Here is an 18,091-nt window from a genome sequence, read left to right as displayed (position 1 = left end):
CAGCGGTACCCCCTGGTGCAAACGACGGTTACACTCGTCGGTAACATCGTACTGCCCCTGCTGCTCGTCGGAGGATGTTGATGGCTGACTCTGTGGTGTCCGCGGACGTGATGTCTCTCGCCGGCGAGCTCGGCGCCGAGCGGTCCAAGCCGGGCTGGAGCTCCTTCTCCCTCGCTCTGAACGAGGAGCAGAAGGAGATCCGCGACTGGGCCCACACCTTCGCCGCCGACGTGATCCGCCCGGCAGCCTCGGAGTGGGACGAGCGCGAGGAGACGCCCTGGCCGGTGATCCAGGAGGCCGCCAAGATCGGCCTGTACGGGCTCGACGCGAACATCAATCTGTTCGTCGACCCGACCGGTCTACTGATGCCGCTGGTCCACGAGGAACTGTTCTGGGGTGATGCCGGCATCGGGATGTCCCTGAAGGGCACCGGCCTTGCGTCGTCCGCGATCTTCTCGAACGGTACGCCGGAACAGTGGAGCCAATGGATGGGCCGGTGCTACGGCACTGTTGACGACGTACGTGTGGCTGCTTTCTGCTCGTCCGAACCTGGCGCAGGCTCGGACGTGTCGGCGATCCGCACTCGGGCCGTCTACGACTCGGCCACTGACGAATGGGTCATCAACGGTCAGAAGGCGTGGGCGACGAACGGTGGCATCGCCGACATCCACGTCGTGGTCGCGACGGTCGATCCGTCTCTCGGGACGAAGGGCCAGGCTGCCTTCGTCGTACCTCGCACTGAGGTGCACGGGCTCGAGATGGGCACCAAGCTCCGCAAGCACGGCCTCCGCGCCTCCCACACCGCCGACGTCTTCTTCGACAACGTCCGCATCCCCGCCGCCAACGTCCTAGGCGGCAAGGAAAAACTAGACGAACGCCTCGCCCGAGCTCGTGAGGCCGCGGCCGGAACTGGCAGCTCGTCCGGCCGCAACGCATCGATGGCCACCTTCGAAATGACCCGCCACATCGTCGGCGCCCAAGCCATCGGCATCGCCCGCGCCGCCTATGAAGTAGCCCTCGACTACGCCAAAACCCGCGAACAATTCGGCCGCCCGATCATCGACAACCAGGGCATCGCCTTCAAACTCGCCGACATGGCCATGGAAATCGACGCCGCTCGATTGCTGGTGTGGCGAGCAGCCAACATGTCGGCCGCCCTCATGCGAGGCGAAACCCCCGACTACCGCCACGGCGAAGGCTCCATGGCCAAACTCAAGGCCGGCGAGGTAGCGGTCAAGGTCACTGAAGAAGCCATCCAAATCCTCGGCGGCAACGGCTACACCCGCGAGTACCCCGTAGAACGCATGCACCGAGACGCCAAGATCTACACCATCTTCGAGGGCACCTCCGAAATCCAGCGTTTGGTGATCGCCCGCGCGATCAGCGGCATGCGCATCAGGTAGGTGTTTGTGCAGGTCAGAGCCCGGTTTGAGGCTGGTCAGGGTATAGGCCGTCGTCCGGCTCCCAGGAGGTAGTGGGGGAGCGGATGGCGGCCTGCTCCGTGACTGCTACGTGAGATTTCAGAGCGAAGAGTCTGGCCGGCCTGGAGTCCACAGCCTTCCGCGCCCGCTCGTGCGACGACGGCAGCATGTGGGTGTACAGCCGCAGCGTGAACCCCGGGTTGCTGTGGCCTAGGTACTCAGCCAGCTCCTTGATGTTGACGCCATCCGCGAGAGTGATACTCGCGAAGTAGTGCCGCAGCCCGTGCACCCCGTTCTCCCGGCTAGACACGTACTGCCGCCGTCCGCGCCGATCCGTCTTCGGCTCCGCGATCAGACCCGCATAGAACAACGCAGGCTTCCAGACCAACTTGTCGTACGTCCGAGCTCGGATGTGCTTGTCATCGGTCCACCTGAACAGGAGTTTCACGGTCCGCGGCTCTCCGTCCGTCTTCTCCCAAGGCAAGGTGTACGGGCGTGGCCCGTGGGCCTCGATGTGCTCCTTCAGGATCAGCGCCGTCCCCTCAGACATCGGCACCGTCCGCTCCGTGTCGTTCTTCGGCAAGGCGAACACAAACTCCCGCCCAAGCTTCTTCACCTGCCGCCGAACGTGGATGACCATCTCGTCGAAGTCGATGCCCTCTTCCGCCAGCCCGAACAACTCGCCCTGCCGCAGCCCGCAGGCCGCTCCGACGGATGCGATCGGCCGGTACTCCGCCGCATGCCCCTCAACGATCCGGCACACCACATCGTCGCTCCAGGCAACCGTCCTCCCACTCTTCTCCGCTGGCACCTTGACCGCCCGACCCTTGGCGGGATTCTTCTTGATGGCCTCGTCATCGACCGCGATCTCCAGCGTTCCGTGCAACACGAGGTACGCCGTACGCGCGGTCGACGGCCCGAACCGCGCATCCAGCTCAGCAATCCAGGCAGCGATCTCCGATGGTTTGATCGTCCTGAGCTGCCGCCGCCCAAACACCGGATCCACATGCAAGCGCAGCGACGACTCGTACCGAATCACGGATGCCGGATCCACCACCCGCGAAGCCAGCCACCGCTCCGCAACCTCCCCAAACCGAACCTTCCCAGCCTCCGGATCGATGTACTCCCCACGCTCCCGATCCGTCTCCATAGCATTCGCATGCCGCTCCGCCGGAGCCTTCGTAGAGAACGCCTTGGTCCGCTCCCGCCCCTCCGGATCCACCCACCCCGCCAACCACCGCTTCCCGTGGCCCCACCTGGCGGTCCGAACCCTTGCGCCCTCGGACCGGGCGCTCAGCCGCACGGTGGCGAGGTGATGGTCGGCCCACCAGTCGTTGGGGCCGGCCTTGCCGAGGTTCACGACCTCGCTGGAGAGGGCCACCGTCTGGGTGCTGAGTTGCTCAGTCGAGGTGCTGAAGAACCCGTCGTCGTCGCGCTGGGTGGCCACGGCCCGGCCGAGGCCGAGGCCTCCGAGCAGCAGCGGGAGGCCCATGATGGCGAGCAGGATGCCGATGACGAGGGGGACGGGGCGGTTCCTGCGGGAGGCGGTGCGGCCTGGCTCAGGTGGCGGGGTGTAGGTGGTCATGGTTGTGGTCTCCTTTCTCGCCGCCAGGCGACGTCATGACGGGGGCGCTAAGCCGACGCACCCCGAAGCGGCGGTGTCCGGAACCCACAGTGGGGTTCCGGAGAGCGCCGCCCGTGTGTGCGACTACTTGACCTCGGAGCGGCGCAGGGACAGCAGTCCGATGACGAAGGGAAGGACGATCCAGATCATCGTGGTCGAGCCGAGCATCGCCCACTCCTTGACAGTGTTCGTGGCGCCATCGAGGAGCGCCACCTGCGTGTGGTGCCAGTCGATCCACGGCTGCAGGTCCTCGAACCACGAACGCACCTGAGCCAGGAGCGCGAGGATGCCCGGCATGACCAGTGAAGCGACGAAGTAGCCCACGATCGCGGCCGCGGAGTTGCGCAGCACGACACCGAGGGCGAAGCCGAAGGCCATGCCAACCAGGTTGTAGAGCATCATCTGGAGTGCCATGGACAACGAAACGTCCCACGCGGTGTCGACGCCTGCGAGCGCGGACCCGGCCACGTTGCCGAGGGCGCCGACCGCGAAGGCGACGGAGACGGCGCCGAGGCCCACCAGGAGTGTCGCGATCGCCTTGGCGCCGATCACGCGGCCGCGGCTCGGCACCAGCGTGAAGGTCGTGAGCCCACTTCGCTGGCTCCACTCACCTGTGACGGCCAGGATCGCGATGATCGGCAAGATCACCGACATCGGGAACCCGCTCGCCCTCACGAAGTTCTGGTAGGTGACGTCGCTGTTGAGGCCGAGGACGAGGAGCGACCCGGCCGAGATGGGCGACAGGACGCCGATGCTGATGAGCATCCAGAATCCCGAGCGGGTGTTGAACATCTTGCGCAGCTCGACCTTGACGAGTCGGGTGGTCGGGATGGGCTGGGCGGTCCGTCGGGCCGGCTCGGCCTCGATGGTGTCGGGAGGGACGATCGTGGCGGTCATGCCGCAACTCCTTCGCGTTGGGTGTCGGCAGTGAGGGACAGGAACATGTCTTCGAGCCCGGTGCCCTCGGCGGACCGGAGCTCGGTGAGGGCGATGCCAGCTGTCAGTGCCACCGCCCCGACCCGAGCCGGGTCGGCATCCGTGCGGACCCAGCCGTCCCCTGCGAGCGTGCTGGGGATCCCGGCCCGTTCGAGGGCGTGCGCGAGGTCGCGCGGTGACGGCGACCGGACGAGCGTCCCCGCTGCGGCCAGCAGCTCTTCCTTGCTGCCGGACGCGACGATCTTTCCCTTGCCGATCACGACCAGGTCGTCGGCGATGACCTCGATCTCGTGGAGCAGGTGTGAGGACAACAGGACGGTGCCGCCCTGGCTGGCAAAGCCCGTCAGCAGGTCGCGCATCCACCGGATCCCGGCGGGGTCGAGCCCGTTCGCTGGTTCGTCGAGGATCAGCACCCGGGGATCCCCGAGCAGTGCGGTGCCGATGCCCAGTCGCTGACGCATGCCAAGGGAGTAGTTGCGCACCCGGCGCTTGGCCTCCGAAGATGTCAGGCTGACGAGCTCGAGCATCTCGTCGACGCGGCGACGGGGCAGACCCATGGTGTCAGCGGCGATCGTAAGGATCTCGCGTCCGGTGCGACCTGCGTGCTGGGCAGAGGCGTCCAGCAGGACGCCCACCTCGAGGCCGGGGTTGGGGAGGTCGGCGAACCGTTCTCCGTTGATGGTCGCGGTGCCGGACGTCGGGACGGTCAGACCGACCATCACGCGCATCGTGGTGGACTTGCCGGCGCCGTTCGGGCCGAGGAAGCCGGTGACGCGACCCGGCAGGGCGGTGAAGGAGACGTTGTCGACGGCGGTGAAGCCGGCGTACCTCCGGGTCAGTGACTCAACAGTGATCATGTGACCACCCTCGCCGCGTCGCGGCGTGCGCACATCCGCGTCCAGGCCGGACCTTCCTCGGCCGTCGGGAGGAGCAGCGTCTCGTTCTTTCGGTCGGTCCCCGGGGCCTCGGCTGTCTAGGCTGGACGGGTGATCACCAACGCCCTGCGCTCGCTGTGGGCCGAGCCCCGCGCAGCCGCCGCTCCCGAACGGGGGCGGCGCGACTGGGCGCTGGTGGGGGTGTTGATGATGACGGCTCTGCTCGAGGGAGTCCTCCGGGACCACGTCGTCTGGCGACCGTTCGCGACGATCGTGGCAGTCGGACTCGCGCCCGTGCTGCTCTGGCGGCGTACCCAGCCCTTGGCCTGCGTCGTGGTGGGCTTCGGCACCGCGATGGCGTTGGGACTGGCGACCCTGGCGGGCGGCCCCTCGCACGTGGGGCTCAACGCAATGATCTACATCCTGGTGCTCGTCTACGCGCTGGTCCGCTGGGGCTCAGGGCGCGAGATCGTGATCGGGCTGATGTTCGTGCTGATCGCTGCGGTAATCGGTACGATCGCCGACTACACCGGCCCGTCCGACTTCATCGGCGGGTTCGGCATCCTGACAGCGTCAGCAGCGGGCGGAGCGGCGTTCCGCTACCGCGCCGAGAGTTGGCGACGGGCGCTGGAGCAGATTCGCAGCCAGGAACGGGTAGGACTCGCGCGCGAGCTGCACGACATGGTCGCCCATCACGTCTCGGCGATCGCGGTGCAGGCGCAGGCGGGCCGGGCGCTGGCCGGGCAGCGACCCGAAGCGGCGCTCGAGGCGCTGGCGGCCATCGAAGGGGAAGCATCGCAGACGCTCGCGGAGATGCGGGCGATGGTCCGGGTGCTGCGCGAGGGAGCGCCGGCGGAGTACACCCCCCAGCTCGGCGTCGCCGACCTGGTGTCCCTCGCCCGCCGCGACCCGGTCCCGGTCGTCGAGGTGGAGTTGGCTGGTGATGTGGCCGGACTTCAGCCCCAGGTCGATGCAGCCGTGTACCGGCTGGCGCAAGAGGCGCTGACCAACGCGCTGCGGCACGCGCGAAACGCCTCGCGTGTGGAGATCCGGGTCGTCGAGGGGGCAGGAAGGCTGCGGCTACGCGTGACCGACGACGGACAGATCGACCCGGCCCGGCCAGCGGGCCGCGGCTTCGGGCTGCTGGGGATGACCGAGCGCGCGCAGCTGCTCGGCGGCACCCTGCGTGCCGGACCAGCGCCCGAGGGCGGGTGGGCGGTCGACGCCGAGCTGCCGACGGAGGTGGGCAGATGACGGTACGCGTACTGGTGGCCGACGACCAGGACCTGGTCCGAACCGGCCTCTCCATGATCCTTGAGGCGCAGCCCGACATCGAGGTCGTCGGCCAGGCCGCCGACGGCCACGCCACGGTCGAGCTGGCGCATCGGCTCCGCCCCGACGTGTGCCTGGTCGACATCCGGATGCCCGGGCTTGACGGCATCGAGGTGACCGAGCTCCTCGCAGGGCGGGGGGTCCCGGACCCAATCGCGGTGGTGGTGATCACCACCTTCGACCTCGACGAGTATGTTCACGGCGCGCTCCGGGCCGGCGCCCGAGGCTTCCTACTCAAGGACGCCGGGCCGGAGCTGCTCGTCCAGGCCGTGCATGCCGCCGCCGCCGGCGATGCCCTGATCGCGCCGAACATCACCCGGCGGCTGCTGTCCACCCTGGCCGCCAGGGGACCGTCGAAACGGCGTACCCAACCGATCGAGCCGCTCACCGACCGCGAGGAGGAGGTGCTGGCGCTGGTCGCCCGTGGCCGCACGAACGCCGAGATCGCCGCCGACCTCTTCATCGGCCTGACGACCGCCAAGACCCACGTCGCGAGCCTGCTGACCAAGATCGGCGCCCGCAACAGGGTCGAGATCGCGATGTGGGCCTACGACACCGGCCGAGTGGGGGACTGAAGGGTCCCAATCGTCGCGGACGTGGTTCTGAGACTGATCGCTCGACAGGAAGGGATCTGCCTGGCGGAGTCCTCCGTCACAGCCCAGTCGCCATGGGGCCACGAGGCGCTGCATACGCCCTGAAGGTCCGGCTCATCGTCACCCTGCCCGGCATCGAGGCCACAACGGCTCATCGACTGGCACAGGCGGCCAAGGGCGTCTGCCCGTACTCCATCGCGACCAAGGGAAACATCCCGTTCGCGCTGGAGATCGCTTCCTGAAGGCCGGCAGCTCACAGGACGCGTGTAGCGGCCTTCACTGGCTGCCACAGTCGGGCAGGACCCCGGGCTAGCCGCCCCAAAGGACGAGAGATGGATCGTTCCTTCGGCCGAACGCGCACGACCTCTAAGCCGATCCGCCAGTCGTCGAAGTCAGCAACCGTGGAGTCACTGGTCATCCGACCGCAACGAAGGAGTCTGAGATGAGATCACGGCGGAACGCCCCCGCTGCACTGGAGTCCCCCGCGGGCCCGTGAGCGCGGAAGCGGCAGCGACAGCGACAGGATCCAGCCCGGCCCGAGCGCTCCGAGAGCGGGTGGTCGGCGCTACGGCAATCACGTTGGCAGCGTCGCTGGTGATCGAGAACTTGGTTGTCCTGGCGGGAGCGCCGGCCTACAGCGCCCCGATCAAGGAGGTGCTGGCCTTCCATGCGGGGCACCCGGTTGCGGTCGCGATCGCGGTCGGCATGGAAGCGCTGAACGTGCCGCTGCTGCTCGGGTTCCTGGCCGGTCTCCACGGGCTCACCGGGCGCCGCGGGGGTCACGCGGGCGCGGACTGGTCGCGCCTCGCGATCGCCGCGGGCGCATGTTACTCCGCGGTCGTGATGACTTACGCCGTTTTGTGGGACGGTGTCGTACTGGCCGCAGGCAAGCTCACCGAGCCGACCCCAGCGTTCGAGCTCGCCTGGCGCATGCACGCGGCAGCGTTCGCGCTATCGCTGCCGGCACTCAGCACTACATTGATCGGCACTGCACTAGCGACACACGCGAAAAGGCTGACGCCCCGGTGGCAGTTGCTGTTCGGCCAATGACCTCCGAGGAAGAATGACGCTTTGTCGAAAACGTCTCCGAAGTGGGCACAAGGCATTGCGAATGCTGCTGTCGCAACATTCGCGGAGGAACCGTGCCCACTCTTCGCTGGACCGGTTAGGACCACGTCGATGCTCCACAGCAGGTTGTCGTGATGGCCTCGCGGTTGCCCCTGAAGCGGTACCGCTCGATCCCTGGGTTTCTGCGGGCAACTGTTGCCATACGGCGTCAACTTGCAAGGTCCGAGGGCCTGATCGGACATTCCCTTAAGGCTGATCTTCTACGCAAGACCTTCTTCACGCTTTCCGCTTGGGCCGACGAGACCGTGCTCAACCACTTCGCAGGGGCTCACCCCCATCTCGACTTGGGGAGTCAAAACTGCCGAGGAGATCCGTCGTCGGTTCGCCGGTGGCGTGGGCGCGCGTGACGTGAGGGAGCCCGCCGCGGCAACCGCCCACGACACACATCCGGTTGCCGCAGATAGCGTGCGCTGCGGCAACCGGATCTGCCGCGATCCGCGCTTTCGGCTGTCGCAGATCCCTGGCGGACGAGTATCGCGCATCAGTCGACGGAGGACACCAATTCCGCGGAGCGCTCTGCCGATTTGGGCTCTTATGGATCAAGGGCGCACCTTCGGCGCATCCGCTGAGGTCCTAATTTGCTCTCAGGCGTCTGGTGTCGTGTGCCCACATCGCGATCTCCACGCGGTTGCGCGCGCCGAGCTTGGTCATCAACGATGCGACGTGGGACTTGACCGTGCTCAGGCCGACGAAGAGTTCGTTAGCGATCTCGGCGTTGGTCCGGCCGCGTGCCACCAGCGCGAGCACCTCCTCCTCGCGCTCGGTGAGCGGGTCGATGGGCTGGACCGGTACCACCGGCACCTGGTCGGCGAAGGTCGCCAGCAGCCGACGGGTGACGTTGGGGGCGATCAGCGCGTCCCCGTCGGCCGCCGCGTGGATGGCCTGCACCAGGAGCGCCGGCCCGGCGTCTTTGAGCAGGAAGCCGCGGGCGCCGGCGCGCAGGGCGCCGAGGACGTACTCGTCGAGGTCGAAGGTGGTGATCACGACGACAGCCATCGGGTCCGCCACGTCTGGCCCGGCCAGGCGCCGCGTCACCTCGACGCCGTCGAGTCCGGGCATCCGGATGTCGACGAGTAGGACATCGGGACGCAGCCGGGTCGCCATGTCGAGCGCTGCGAGCCCGTCTGCGGCCTCCCCGACGACCTCGATGCCGGGTTGCGCGCCGAGGATCATCACCAACCCGGTCCGGACCAAGTCCTGGTCGTCGGCTACGACAACGCGGATGCTCATCCCAACGCCTCCACCGGCAGCACGGCCTCGACCACCCAGCCACCCCCAGGCCGCGGGCCCGCAGAGAGCGATCCGCCGAGGAGCTTAGCGCGTTCGGCCATGCCCAGCAGGCCGAACCCAGGCCCCGGAGCCGGCCCGGGTTCGCTTCGTCCATCGTCGCTGACACGCAACCTGACGGCGTCCCCCTCGCGGCGTACGTCGATCCCCACGCGGGTCGCGCTCCGGGCATGCCGTACGGCGTTGGTCAGCGACTCCTGCGCGAGCCGATAGAGCGCGGCGTCCACGGGTCGTGCCAGCCGGGTTAACGAACCCTCCAGCGAGACCTCGACGGTGGGCGTCGCGTCCGCGCGCGCCAGAGCCGGCAGGTCCGCGACACCCAATTGCGGTGAGTAGCCGACGGCTTCGTCCTCACGCAGTACCCGCACCATGGATCTCATCTCCGCCAGGGTTCGCGACGCTTCACGCTCGATCGCGGCCAGGACCTCGGCAGCCTTCTCAGGCTGGGGGCCGGCGACCACGCCACCGGCCTGCGCCTGCACCGCGATGGCCGAGATGTGGTGGGCCACGGTGTCGTGCAGCTCGCGCGCCAGCGCCACCCGCTCCTGATTGCGGATCTCGCGCCGTTGGCGACGCCAGAGGTCCGCGCGGTAGCGGAACACCACCGCGAGGGCGACGAACAACAGCACGAGGACGCTCCCGCCGAAAACCTCGGCCCGGCCCGCGGAGGAGGCGTACATCCCCAGCGCGACGACGACTGTCACGAACGCCGTCCCCAAGACGATCTCCCGGCCCGAGCCCCACCGCACCAGGGAGTAGAGCAGGATCAGGACGGCCGTCATGGAGTCGAGGCCGAGGTCCTCGGAGTGCGCAGCCAGCTGGAGGACCGAGAGCAGCCCGGCGACGCCCCACCCGACCAGGGCGGCCATCAGGGGGCGGCTCCGCCGCCAGAGCAGGGCAGGCATCAGCGCCAGGGCGAGCACCGTCACAAGGGGCTGCCAGGCCAAGTTCGGCCGAGCGATGCCCTCGGCCAAGGCGGCGGCCGCGAGCACGCCCACCAGCAGCCAGTCGAGCCGACCGATGGGTGGGGCGTCGGCAGGCCGCGGCTCATGCCAGATAGAGCGCCGGATAGTGACCACGGCTGCAGCCTAAGGTTCGGCGCCCATCGGCGTACCCGCCGAAAGAACTAGAGAGAGACCCTGCCATCGTCCAGCCGAACTCCAGCCTTCGGGCCGAGGCGCCCGCCGCCGGGCCGGGCGATCGTGGACCCACCGATCCTCACCACACCAACGGAGCCCAGGATGAGAACACGTCAATCCACCACCGCCAAACTGCAAGACCAGCCGATCCCGGTGCGAGCCAAGCTCGCCGCAGCGTGGACAAGCTTCATGTTCCTCTACGCCTACGTGGACATTCTCAACTTCTTCACGCCCGGCGTCATAGAAAACATCCTCGACGGCAAGGTCTTCGAGTTCGGCCTCTCCCAGACCTTTTCGACCACGGCTCTGACCCTCATGGCCATCCCGATCCTCATGGTCGTGCTGTCGATGACGCTGCCCGCCAGGGCGAACCGCATCACGAACCTCATCGTGGCTTCGCTCTACATCCCCGTCACGGCGTTCAACGTGGTGGGCGAGTCCTGGCTGTACTTCTACGGCATTGGCATCGCACTGGAATTGATCCTTCTCGCCCTCATCGTGCGGTTCGCCTGGACCTGGCCCCGCACCACACCGTCGGCGACCTTGGCGACCAGCCTGGACCCGGCCACCACCGCCTAGGCGGACAGTCCGCAGCGCACCGAACCAGTTCGCCGGCTACCGCCGGCGACTCGCGGGCCGCCGCCCATGGAGCTCGCCGTCAGGTATAAACGAACGACCGCCTCACTTGCGAGGTTTGCCGCTTGGTGCCGGATGCGCGTCTGAGGGGAGAGGTACGGAGCCATGACCGCAGACCGTCTGCCGGTCTTGTATGCCCTGGTGACTGGATCGCCAGCGGCTCGGGATGTTGGGCGGTTGGTTGATTTGGCCCTGTCCTATGGATGGGAGGTGTGTGTCATTGCCTCACCCGACGGGCGACGCTTCATCGACTGTGAAGGTCTGGCTGCGAAGACGGGGCATGCGGTGCGCAGCTCTTACAAGGAGCCGGATGCGCCGGACGTTCTGCCGCCGGCCGATGCGCTGATCGTCGCTCCGATCACCTGCAACAGCCTGGCGAAGTGGGCCGCCGGGATCTCGGACACATTGCCACTGGGGCTTCTCGTGGAAGCCGTCGGCAAGAAGCAACCCGTTGTCGCCATGCCGTTCTCAAACCGAGCACAGATCAGCTTTCCCGCAGTGCAGACAGCGATCACCAATCTCGCCGCGTGGGGAGTGACCGTTCTCGTCGGGGATGACGTCTACAAGCAGCACGAACCGGGAACTGGTGAACAGTACATCCACCTGTTCCCATGGCACCTCGCCTGGCAGGCCGTTCTAGATCACCCCTGGCTCCCACAGAACCTTGCGCCCGCCGAGGACGTTGGGCCTCGTGCTGATTGATTGGCGCGGTCTCACGCAGCAAGAGCATGAGTCGTGGACTGTCGACGTCGCCGTGGATGGCGCCATCGGCTCGATTGGAGACTTGATGGGTTCGTTCGATGTGCTGCTGGACGACGAACGCACACAGCTCGAAGCATTCATCGAGGACTACCGCAATGCCATCGAGGCGACGCTCGAGGGTCTCACCGAGGAGCAGGTCCGCCGCCGGCTTGTCCCGTCTGCGACGACGCTGCTCGGGCTTCTCAAGCACGTCACGTGGATGCAGCGGGTGTGGTTCGAGGAGTGCGTCAGTGGCGGGTCCCGCAGGGAACTCGGCCTGGTGCAGAGCCCAGGCGAATCCTTCCGGCTCGCCGCCGACGACACCATCGCCTCAGTTCGGGCAGCCCACCAGGAAGCCTGTGCCACAGCTCGGGGAGCGGTCGCAGACATGCCACTGGACGCCGTCGCCACCGGCCACCGCGCCGGACCGCGGACCCTTCGCTGGGTCTACCTGCAGGTCCTGCGCGAGCTGGCCCACCATTGCGGACACGCCGACATCCTGCGCGAACAACTACTTCCCGGCTGAACTCTGAGACCAAGTCTTAGCGCGCCACACGCCGCGCCCGCCTGGTTGAGGACACCGAGCGGACGCAGCTTCGGGGGAGGAACACCACCCAGGCGCTAGTGAGGTGGCCGGGCGGTGTTCCCGGTGGAGCGGCGGAACGGACGCGGGGTGCAGGGGACTTGAGGAGAACGAGGGATGTCCCCTCAGCACGTCCGCTCCGCCGGCTTGGTGGCGATCAGGACCTCGTGGGAGCAGTGGTGGAGATGGTCTCTGATCTGCGTCGGGTGACCGAGTACTACGAGGTGGTGCAATGTCGGCACGACGAGCGGTTGCCCCTCGGATTCCAGGAGCGCTTCGAGCAGGTCGAAGGCCGCGTTGGGTGGTCCGGGCTCTTCGACGTACACCTTGCTGAGCTGAAGCCCATGGTCGTTCGCGAACGTCTTCAGCCGCCGGTGGACAGCGAGCAGTTCGCCGGTGTTGCGGACGAAGTACATCGAGATGAATCCGAGGGCTGGGGTGACCGACATCTGCGTCTGCGATGCCTAGTCGCTGACCACGATCGTGATGCCGTTCGACTCAAGGCGCTGCCGCACTGACGATGGCTCGCCGGCTACCTCGAGGTGCTGGATGTCAGGTGTGATGATCATCCGCTGTGCTTCCTGCATGACGACCGCAAGCAGATCGTGGAACGCCTCAGGCGAAGTCTCGATCTCCTCGACATGGATCGCCACGAGATGCACGCCACGAGCCTGAGCCGCGTCGACGATCAGCTTTCGCGCGGTTGCCAACTCCGCCTCGGTCATGAGGAAGTGTTTGCGGATGTAGCCGTACGTCCGCATGTTGTCGCCCTGCTCGCGGTCATCTGTCTCTGGAAGAGTGTTGGTCATCTGTCCGACCGCCAGCTCATTCGTTGCGGCCAGACAGGTCTCGAACCAGATCCCTGACCATTGCGATCGTCAAGCCCGCGGTCAGGCAGATCACGATCAATAGTGGCGTTGTCATGGGTGGCGTCCTTTACTGGTTGCTGTAACGCTCTGTGTCCACACCATGGCGCTGCGGCCGCTTCCCCTACTACGGGCTGTGCTCATCGAGACGACCTATCGGCGGTGCCGATAGACGGGCCGGATGCGCTCGGGCTAACTTCACAGAGCCGCCTAGAGACAAGGAGTGACGATGACGGCACCGCAGCCGCTGCTCGACTCCTCGTGGTGGGATCGCGCGGAGCTGCGTCCTGTCCTGGCGTCACGTGACGTGGCAGGTATCTTCCGTTGGCTGCAACGCCACGGTTGGAGTCAGACGCAGATCGGCGCCCGCACTTACCAGTCTCAGGGCGAAGTCTCGGAGATCCTGAACGGCCGCCAGGTCAAGGCGTACGACGTCCTTGAACGGGTCGCCGATGCGTTCGAGATTCCGCGCGGAAGGATGGGCCTCGCATACGGCTCGACCGACCAAGCAGAGACAGATGAGTCGCGCGAGCTGACCAGGGAAGACCGTAGGAATTTCGCCGGCGCAGTGGCGAGTGTGGCGTTCGGTTCAGTGAATGACCAGGCCCGGAAGTGGTTGCCAGAGTTCCCTAACAGTTCGACCGCAGTGCCGCCGGTGATCACAGACTCTGACGTCGAGCAGGTCGTGTCCATGACGGCAGAGTTTCGGAAGCTGGATCAGCGCTACGGCGGGGGAGCAGCCGTCGACGCTGCCCGCGGCTTCTACGGCTATGCACGGCGGATGATCCATTCCACTGCCGATCAGCGCACTCGCCGTGACCTCAAGGTATCCCTCGCGGACTTCAGCAGCATGGTCGGCTGGTCGTTCCATGACATCGGTGATCAAGCCACGGCCCGACGCTTTCTGATGAACGCACTCGTCCTCGCCAAGGACGCCGACGAACCCTCGCTGGCCGCGTCGATCCTGTACCGGCTGGGACGGGTGAGCATGCAGGAAGCCCAACCTGTCGAGGCGCTGAAGATGCTCCAGCTTGGCCAACTCGCGGCGCAGGACGCGGGCGATCCAGCGGAGGTCGCCAGGCTACATGCCAACGAAGCACTGGCGTACGCGATGCTCGGCAAGCACGACCACGTCGTTGACGCTCTCGCTCGTGCGGAACACGAGATGGGCCGTGCCGACAAGCGCCGGGTCTCCCCGTGGACGACCCTGTACTTCACGCCAGGGGACTACACCGGACATCAGGCGCTCGTGTACAACTCGCTGTCGGCGTACGCGAAGGACGATACTCAAGCTCGCGAGTACGCCGTACGCGCCGTCACATTCGCACAGCAAGCAATCACCGAATCCGGCTCCGACAGGTCGCGCCGAAGTAGGACCTTCGATCGGATCGTGTTGTCGACGAACCTGCTGCGTACCAACGAACTGAACATCGGCATCGACATAGCTCGTGACGTGATCAACGAAGCGCAGCACCTTCGAAGCGGCCGCGGCCTCAGCCGCCTCGCCGAGATCGGCACCGCAGCCTCACAACACTCCGACAACTCCGACGCCGTGGACCTGTTACATCAGCTCGAATCCGTCCGCACGACCGCGCCGAAGGCACTCACCGCATGACCAACTTGTCCCCAGAGCTCGACCAACGGCTCAAGCACGCTCTCAAAGGCATCTGCCAAGAGGCCGGCCTTCTCCCGGACGACGCTGAACTCATCAAATACACAAACAACGCCGTGTACCGACTTCCTAGCCAAGGCGTCGTGGTCAGGTTCGGTGCCGGCGACCTCGCCAGCCAGCGGGCAGACCACGTCGCACGAATCGCTACCTGGCTGGAAGAGCACGACGCGCCTGCTGTCAGGCTGGCGCCAGATCTCACCCAGCCCGTCCTCTTCGAGAACTACTCAGCCACGATCTGGCAGCTTCTCGAAGGCAGCAACCCGGCATGGACCGGCGCCGCGCTCGCTGCGCCATTACTCGGCTGGCACAAACTCGAACCGATGCCCGGCCTCAAACCGTGGGACCCCTTTAGCAGCGCCCGCAGCCGCCTCGCCATGGCCGACGGACTCACCGCCGACGACCACGCCTGGCTCACCGAACAATGGACCACCATCGAAGCCGACTACCGAGCCCTCACTCCCGACCTCCGAATGGGGTTACTCCACGGCGACGCCTATATCGGCAACCTCCTACGTGAGCCAACCGGCCGCTTCGTCCTCTGCGACTTCGACGGCACCAGCATCGGCCCACTGGCCTACGACCTAGTGGTAGCCGCAGTCAGCGCCCTCCGCTTCGGCGCCACCCAAGACCACGAGGCGCTAGCCACCACCTACGGACTAGACGTCACCACCCTCCCGTCTTGGCCAACCCTCCGCCGCATCCGAGAACTAGTCCTAGTCACCAGCGTCATCACCGACCTCCGCAACCGCCCCGACATCGCCAAGGCTCACGCCCACCGCCTCGCCACTCTCAGATCAGGCGCCAACGAACTCTGGCACCGCTACAAGTAGCGGAGCTCTTCGCTCCCAATGATCGGCCGCGCAGCGCCTGCCGTGCGATGCCATCAGATTGGTCCACCAGCTTGAAATCAACGTCTTCATCAAGCCTCGATACGCGCGCTGCCGTCCTCATGTTTTGAGGAAGAGGGAGGACAACGAAAGACAGCCGAGCAAACTGACCCTCGTACCTCTATCGATCAAGGACGAGGGTGCAGAGGTAGGTGGCCAGCTCAGGCCAACTTGCTGACGAACTTGTATCAACATGTTGCAAGTAGGTGGGCAGAGGCATCGGCCGGGGTCTACCGCGGCAGGCTGCCTGTGGCGTCCATCGAGTCGTTCGTGCCCTCTGACATTGGCACGTCGAATTTCCAGCACGCTTCTGTCGCCGACGCTCAGCCGCGCTTGGCCAAGCGGGAGATGTTCGGCCATCACGGGCCGAGCTCCGCCACGCTGGGAGACACCGCCCGCCGTACAAATTTGAGGCAGCGTTTGAAGCAGCTCATATTTGTCAGCAAGGGGTGGCTCGTTCCTTCGATATCAAGCGCTGACCTGATCGGGTGTGCGATCAGCAAGGCCAGGCGACCATTGGCGGGCCCCGCGTCACGCCTGCCTGCTTCACCCATTCCCGCATCGCTGTCTCGATCAGGTCGAAGTCCCCGATGACCTGGCCGACTGCTCGGCTACCCCGCTGGCACAACTCCGCGATCGCGGCTTGAACCCCGGCCGGAACGAGCGCCGCCCGGGGAGCCTCCTCGGCACGCCTTCCATGGTCAGACATCCCCCGATGTTGGCTGTCCGTCAAACGGTTTAGGCGCAGTCAGAACCCCGCGCTTGCAATGTCCGGTCCATCCCCAGCCTGCCTGGCGACCTGAGGCGAGGCCGGGGGTTGCTCGAAGCGCACAGTGTGTGCAGGCAGATCCCATGTACCGTCGGCAGTTGTCACGGTGCAACGCATCTTGATCTCCTTGCCGTAGGCGTCCTCTGGCTGATTGAGCCAGATGCCCAGCACAGCTGGAATACCGGCTGAGGTTGCTGGGAGGCTCGCCGAGGCTCCGATGACCGGTGAACTCGTACTGGTGCTGATGCCAGCGACCGCCGATTGCCATCCGTCGATCAAGCTAACGGTCCCGGCCTCGATGTCGTCGTTCGGTGAGATGAACACTAGCTCGTACCCGCCACCAGCAGTCTCGCGACCAAGCTCAACGAGCACAGTGGGTGTCATCCGGCGATGACGGTCCTTGTCCGCGAGCATGTTGGCCTGGGCTGCTTCCTGCACTGCACGTTCAGCTATCTCATTCGAGTGTTGTGCCGCAGCGGCCTGGATCTCCGAGGCTCGGCGGGCTCGCTTTGTCTCGATGGCTTGAATACCCGTGAAGATCGCGGCGGCGGTCGCCACCACGACGGCAACGATCGAGATGATGAAACCGGCAATTGGCATGGCTGGACCGTACCCTCGGCCGCCGACAATTCAGCGGTGGCACTTGCCGGCGGCCAGGCTTTGTAATCGAGACCGCTACAAGTCGCTGCGCGCCTCGGTGGGCCTCACCCTCGGGCTCGCTGGTCTTGACAGTTGCTGACATCCCAGCGTCAACCGTGTCGAACGAGCGGCTATTGCTCTCCTGCGTCGGCTCGACCTTCGACTGTGCGCCGGATCGGGCCGCCTCGGGGATCTCTCAATCCTGGGCCTGGCGCGCCGGGCCTGCCTCCAGGTCCGGGCTTCGGCTCGTTGCGTGGTCTATCGCGCTTCTCGGTGATCCCAGGGTCGTCGAAGTCGGGATCGGGCTCCGGCATTCCCTCTTGACCAGACACCTGGCTACCTCCAAAGGTCGATCGCTAATAGCCCGAGCTGGACTGCCAGCAAGATGATGTCGATTTGCAATCCTCGCAACATGCGGTCTAGCAGGAGCTCGTTGTTGTTGTACTGACGCTGCATATAGATCGCGAGGTTCCGTTGCGCCCTGGTCTGGATATCCGGCGTGCCTAGGTCGATCCACCGGATGATCTTCGCACCGTTCTGGTTGAACACGACCTTGCGGGGCCAGGCGATCAGTAAGGTGATCGCAATTATCAGAGCGAGACAGCCCCCGGCGCCGTAAGCCCACCCGCTACCTCTGGGGCTCGCGGCCTTCGTGGTGCTGAGGCCACCGGCTACCGATGCAGATACCGATGCGATCCCCAGGACTGCGACAGAGCGATCCCGAATCGACTTCAGATCGTCGCGCTGATGATCGAGAGTGCGGCGCGCCTCCTCCAGAGCGAGCGAATAATCCGGTCTCTGGTCAGCGTGCGCCACCCCGAGTTCCCCGCTCTCGCGTATAGCCATGTGGACAGGCTGCCGCACGGGTCGACAGAAGATGGGACGCCGCGCGATGTGTGAAGACATCCACCGAATAGCGGACTCCTCACGGCTGGCCAACCACACAATTGATGGGCGCTGGTG

General features: G+C 66.1%; 20 protein-coding genes. 10 read left to right on the top strand and 10 right to left on the bottom strand.

The features are described 5' to 3' along the window. Nucleotides 1-80 precede the first annotated feature (80 nt). Nucleotides 81-1,403, top strand: a complete 1,323-nt coding sequence (locus EV650_RS07595; RefSeq protein ID WP_238174065.1) for an acyl-CoA dehydrogenase family protein — start codon at nt 81-83, stop codon at nt 1,401-1,403. 13 nt (nt 1,404-1,416) lie between these two features. Here EV650_RS07595 and EV650_RS07590 read toward each other — a convergent pair whose 3' ends face one another. The 3 genes from EV650_RS07590 to EV650_RS07580 all read right to left on the bottom strand — a co-directional run bounded on the left by EV650_RS07590 (nt 1,417) and on the right by EV650_RS07580 (nt 4,838). Then, on the bottom strand, nt 1,417-3,006 hold the full coding sequence (locus EV650_RS07590; protein WP_134116717.1) for a tyrosine-type recombinase/integrase: 1,590 nt from the start codon (nt 3,004-3,006) through the stop codon (nt 1,417-1,419). 123 nt (nt 3,007-3,129) lie between these two features. Further along, nucleotides 3,130-3,942: an ABC-2 transporter permease gene (locus EV650_RS07585; protein WP_134116715.1), complete on the bottom strand. Its 813-nt coding sequence runs from the start codon at nt 3,940-3,942 to the stop codon at nt 3,130-3,132. Further along, entirely contained in the window at nt 3,939-4,838 is a 900-nt protein-coding gene (locus EV650_RS07580) for an ABC transporter ATP-binding protein (RefSeq protein WP_134098177.1), read from the bottom strand. The genes EV650_RS07585 and EV650_RS07580 overlap by 4 nt, the downstream gene beginning before the upstream one ends. A gap of 129 nt (nt 4,839-4,967) precedes the next feature. Between EV650_RS07580 and EV650_RS07575 the strand changes: the two genes are divergently transcribed. The 4 genes from EV650_RS07575 (at nt 4,968) to EV650_RS07565 (ending at nt 7,831) form a co-directional block, all read left to right on the top strand. After that, complete coding sequence (locus tag EV650_RS07575; protein ID WP_134116712.1) at nt 4,968-6,110, top strand: sensor histidine kinase; 1,143 nt, start codon at nt 4,968-4,970, stop codon at nt 6,108-6,110. Then, nucleotides 6,107-6,763 (top strand): response regulator, encoded by a 657-nt coding sequence (locus tag EV650_RS07570; RefSeq protein WP_134098182.1) that lies wholly within the window; start codon nt 6,107-6,109, stop codon nt 6,761-6,763. The genes EV650_RS07575 and EV650_RS07570 overlap by 4 nt, the downstream gene beginning before the upstream one ends. 92 nt (nt 6,764-6,855) lie before the next feature. Beyond that, entirely contained in the window at nt 6,856-7,023 is a 168-nt protein-coding gene (locus EV650_RS40295) for an OsmC family protein (protein ID WP_166678057.1), read from the top strand. Nucleotides 7,024-7,375: 352 nt separating this feature from the next. Beyond that, complete coding sequence (locus tag EV650_RS07565) at nt 7,376-7,831, top strand: hypothetical protein (protein ID WP_134116710.1); 456 nt, start codon at nt 7,376-7,378, stop codon at nt 7,829-7,831. A gap of 651 nt (nt 7,832-8,482) precedes the next feature. On the opposite strand, the gene EV650_RS07560 is transcribed toward EV650_RS07565, so the two are convergent. Further along, on the bottom strand, nt 8,483-9,139 hold the full coding sequence (locus EV650_RS07560; RefSeq protein ID WP_134116708.1) for a response regulator: 657 nt from the start codon (nt 9,137-9,139) through the stop codon (nt 8,483-8,485). Further along, complete coding sequence (locus tag EV650_RS07555; RefSeq protein ID WP_134116706.1) at nt 9,136-10,275, bottom strand: sensor histidine kinase; 1,140 nt, start codon at nt 10,273-10,275, stop codon at nt 9,136-9,138. The genes EV650_RS07560 and EV650_RS07555 overlap by 4 nt, the downstream gene beginning before the upstream one ends. 162 nt (nt 10,276-10,437) lie before the next feature. On the opposite strand from EV650_RS07555, the gene EV650_RS07550 reads away from it, so the two are divergent. The 3 genes from EV650_RS07550 (at nt 10,438) to EV650_RS07540 (ending at nt 12,238) form a co-directional block, all read left to right on the top strand. Further along, on the top strand, nt 10,438-10,914 hold the full coding sequence (locus EV650_RS07550; RefSeq protein ID WP_134116704.1) for a DUF6326 family protein: 477 nt from the start codon (nt 10,438-10,440) through the stop codon (nt 10,912-10,914). 162 nt (nt 10,915-11,076) lie between these two features. Then, nucleotides 11,077-11,673, top strand: a complete 597-nt coding sequence (locus EV650_RS07545) for a flavoprotein (RefSeq protein ID WP_134116702.1) — start codon at nt 11,077-11,079, stop codon at nt 11,671-11,673. 85 nt (nt 11,674-11,758) lie between these two features. Continuing rightward, entirely contained in the window at nt 11,759-12,238 is a 480-nt protein-coding gene (locus EV650_RS07540) for a DinB family protein (RefSeq protein WP_134116700.1), read from the top strand. 182 nt (nt 12,239-12,420) lie between these two features. Here EV650_RS07540 and EV650_RS07535 read toward each other — a convergent pair whose 3' ends face one another. Both EV650_RS07535 and EV650_RS07530 read right to left on the bottom strand, forming a co-directional pair. After that, a complete protein-coding gene (locus EV650_RS07535) occupies nt 12,421-12,744 on the bottom strand; it encodes a hypothetical protein (protein ID WP_134116698.1) in 324 nt (107 codons plus the stop codon). Nucleotides 12,745-12,759: 15 nt separating this feature from the next. Further along, nucleotides 12,760-13,104 (bottom strand): hypothetical protein, encoded by a 345-nt coding sequence (locus EV650_RS07530; RefSeq protein WP_134116696.1) that lies wholly within the window; start codon nt 13,102-13,104, stop codon nt 12,760-12,762. Nucleotides 13,105-13,390: 286 nt separating this feature from the next. Here EV650_RS07530 and EV650_RS07525 point away from each other — a divergent pair, with 286 nt between their 5' ends. Both EV650_RS07525 and EV650_RS07520 read left to right on the top strand, forming a co-directional pair. Continuing rightward, nucleotides 13,391-14,776 carry a helix-turn-helix domain-containing protein gene (locus EV650_RS07525; protein ID WP_134116694.1) on the top strand — a complete coding sequence of 462 codons (1,386 nt, stop codon included), beginning with the start codon at nt 13,391-13,393 and terminating at the stop codon, nt 14,774-14,776. Further along, entirely contained in the window at nt 14,773-15,663 is an 891-nt protein-coding gene (locus EV650_RS07520) for a phosphotransferase enzyme family protein (protein WP_134116692.1), read from the top strand. The genes EV650_RS07525 and EV650_RS07520 overlap by 4 nt, the downstream gene beginning before the upstream one ends. Nucleotides 15,664-16,216: 553 nt before the next feature. On the opposite strand, the gene EV650_RS07515 is transcribed toward EV650_RS07520, so the two are convergent. From EV650_RS07515 to EV650_RS07505, 3 genes are all read right to left on the bottom strand, one after another. Further along, nucleotides 16,217-16,429, bottom strand: coding sequence for a hypothetical protein (locus EV650_RS07515; RefSeq protein WP_134116690.1), 213 nt, complete (start codon nt 16,427-16,429; stop codon nt 16,217-16,219). 39 nt (nt 16,430-16,468) lie between these two features. Beyond that, nucleotides 16,469-17,050, bottom strand: coding sequence for a hypothetical protein (locus tag EV650_RS07510; protein ID WP_166678056.1), 582 nt, complete (start codon nt 17,048-17,050; stop codon nt 16,469-16,471). 414 nt (nt 17,051-17,464) lie between these two features. Beyond that, nucleotides 17,465-17,974, bottom strand: coding sequence for a hypothetical protein (locus EV650_RS07505; protein WP_134116686.1), 510 nt, complete (start codon nt 17,972-17,974; stop codon nt 17,465-17,467). Nucleotides 17,975-18,091 lie beyond the last annotated feature (117 nt).

It is taken from the genome of Kribbella kalugense (genome assembly GCF_004365875.1).
Classification (GTDB): Bacteria; Actinomycetota; Actinomycetes; order Propionibacteriales; family Kribbellaceae; genus Kribbella; species Kribbella kalugense.
Note: the sequence above shows the minus strand (reverse complement) of the source record. Positions and strands in the feature narration are given on the sequence as shown.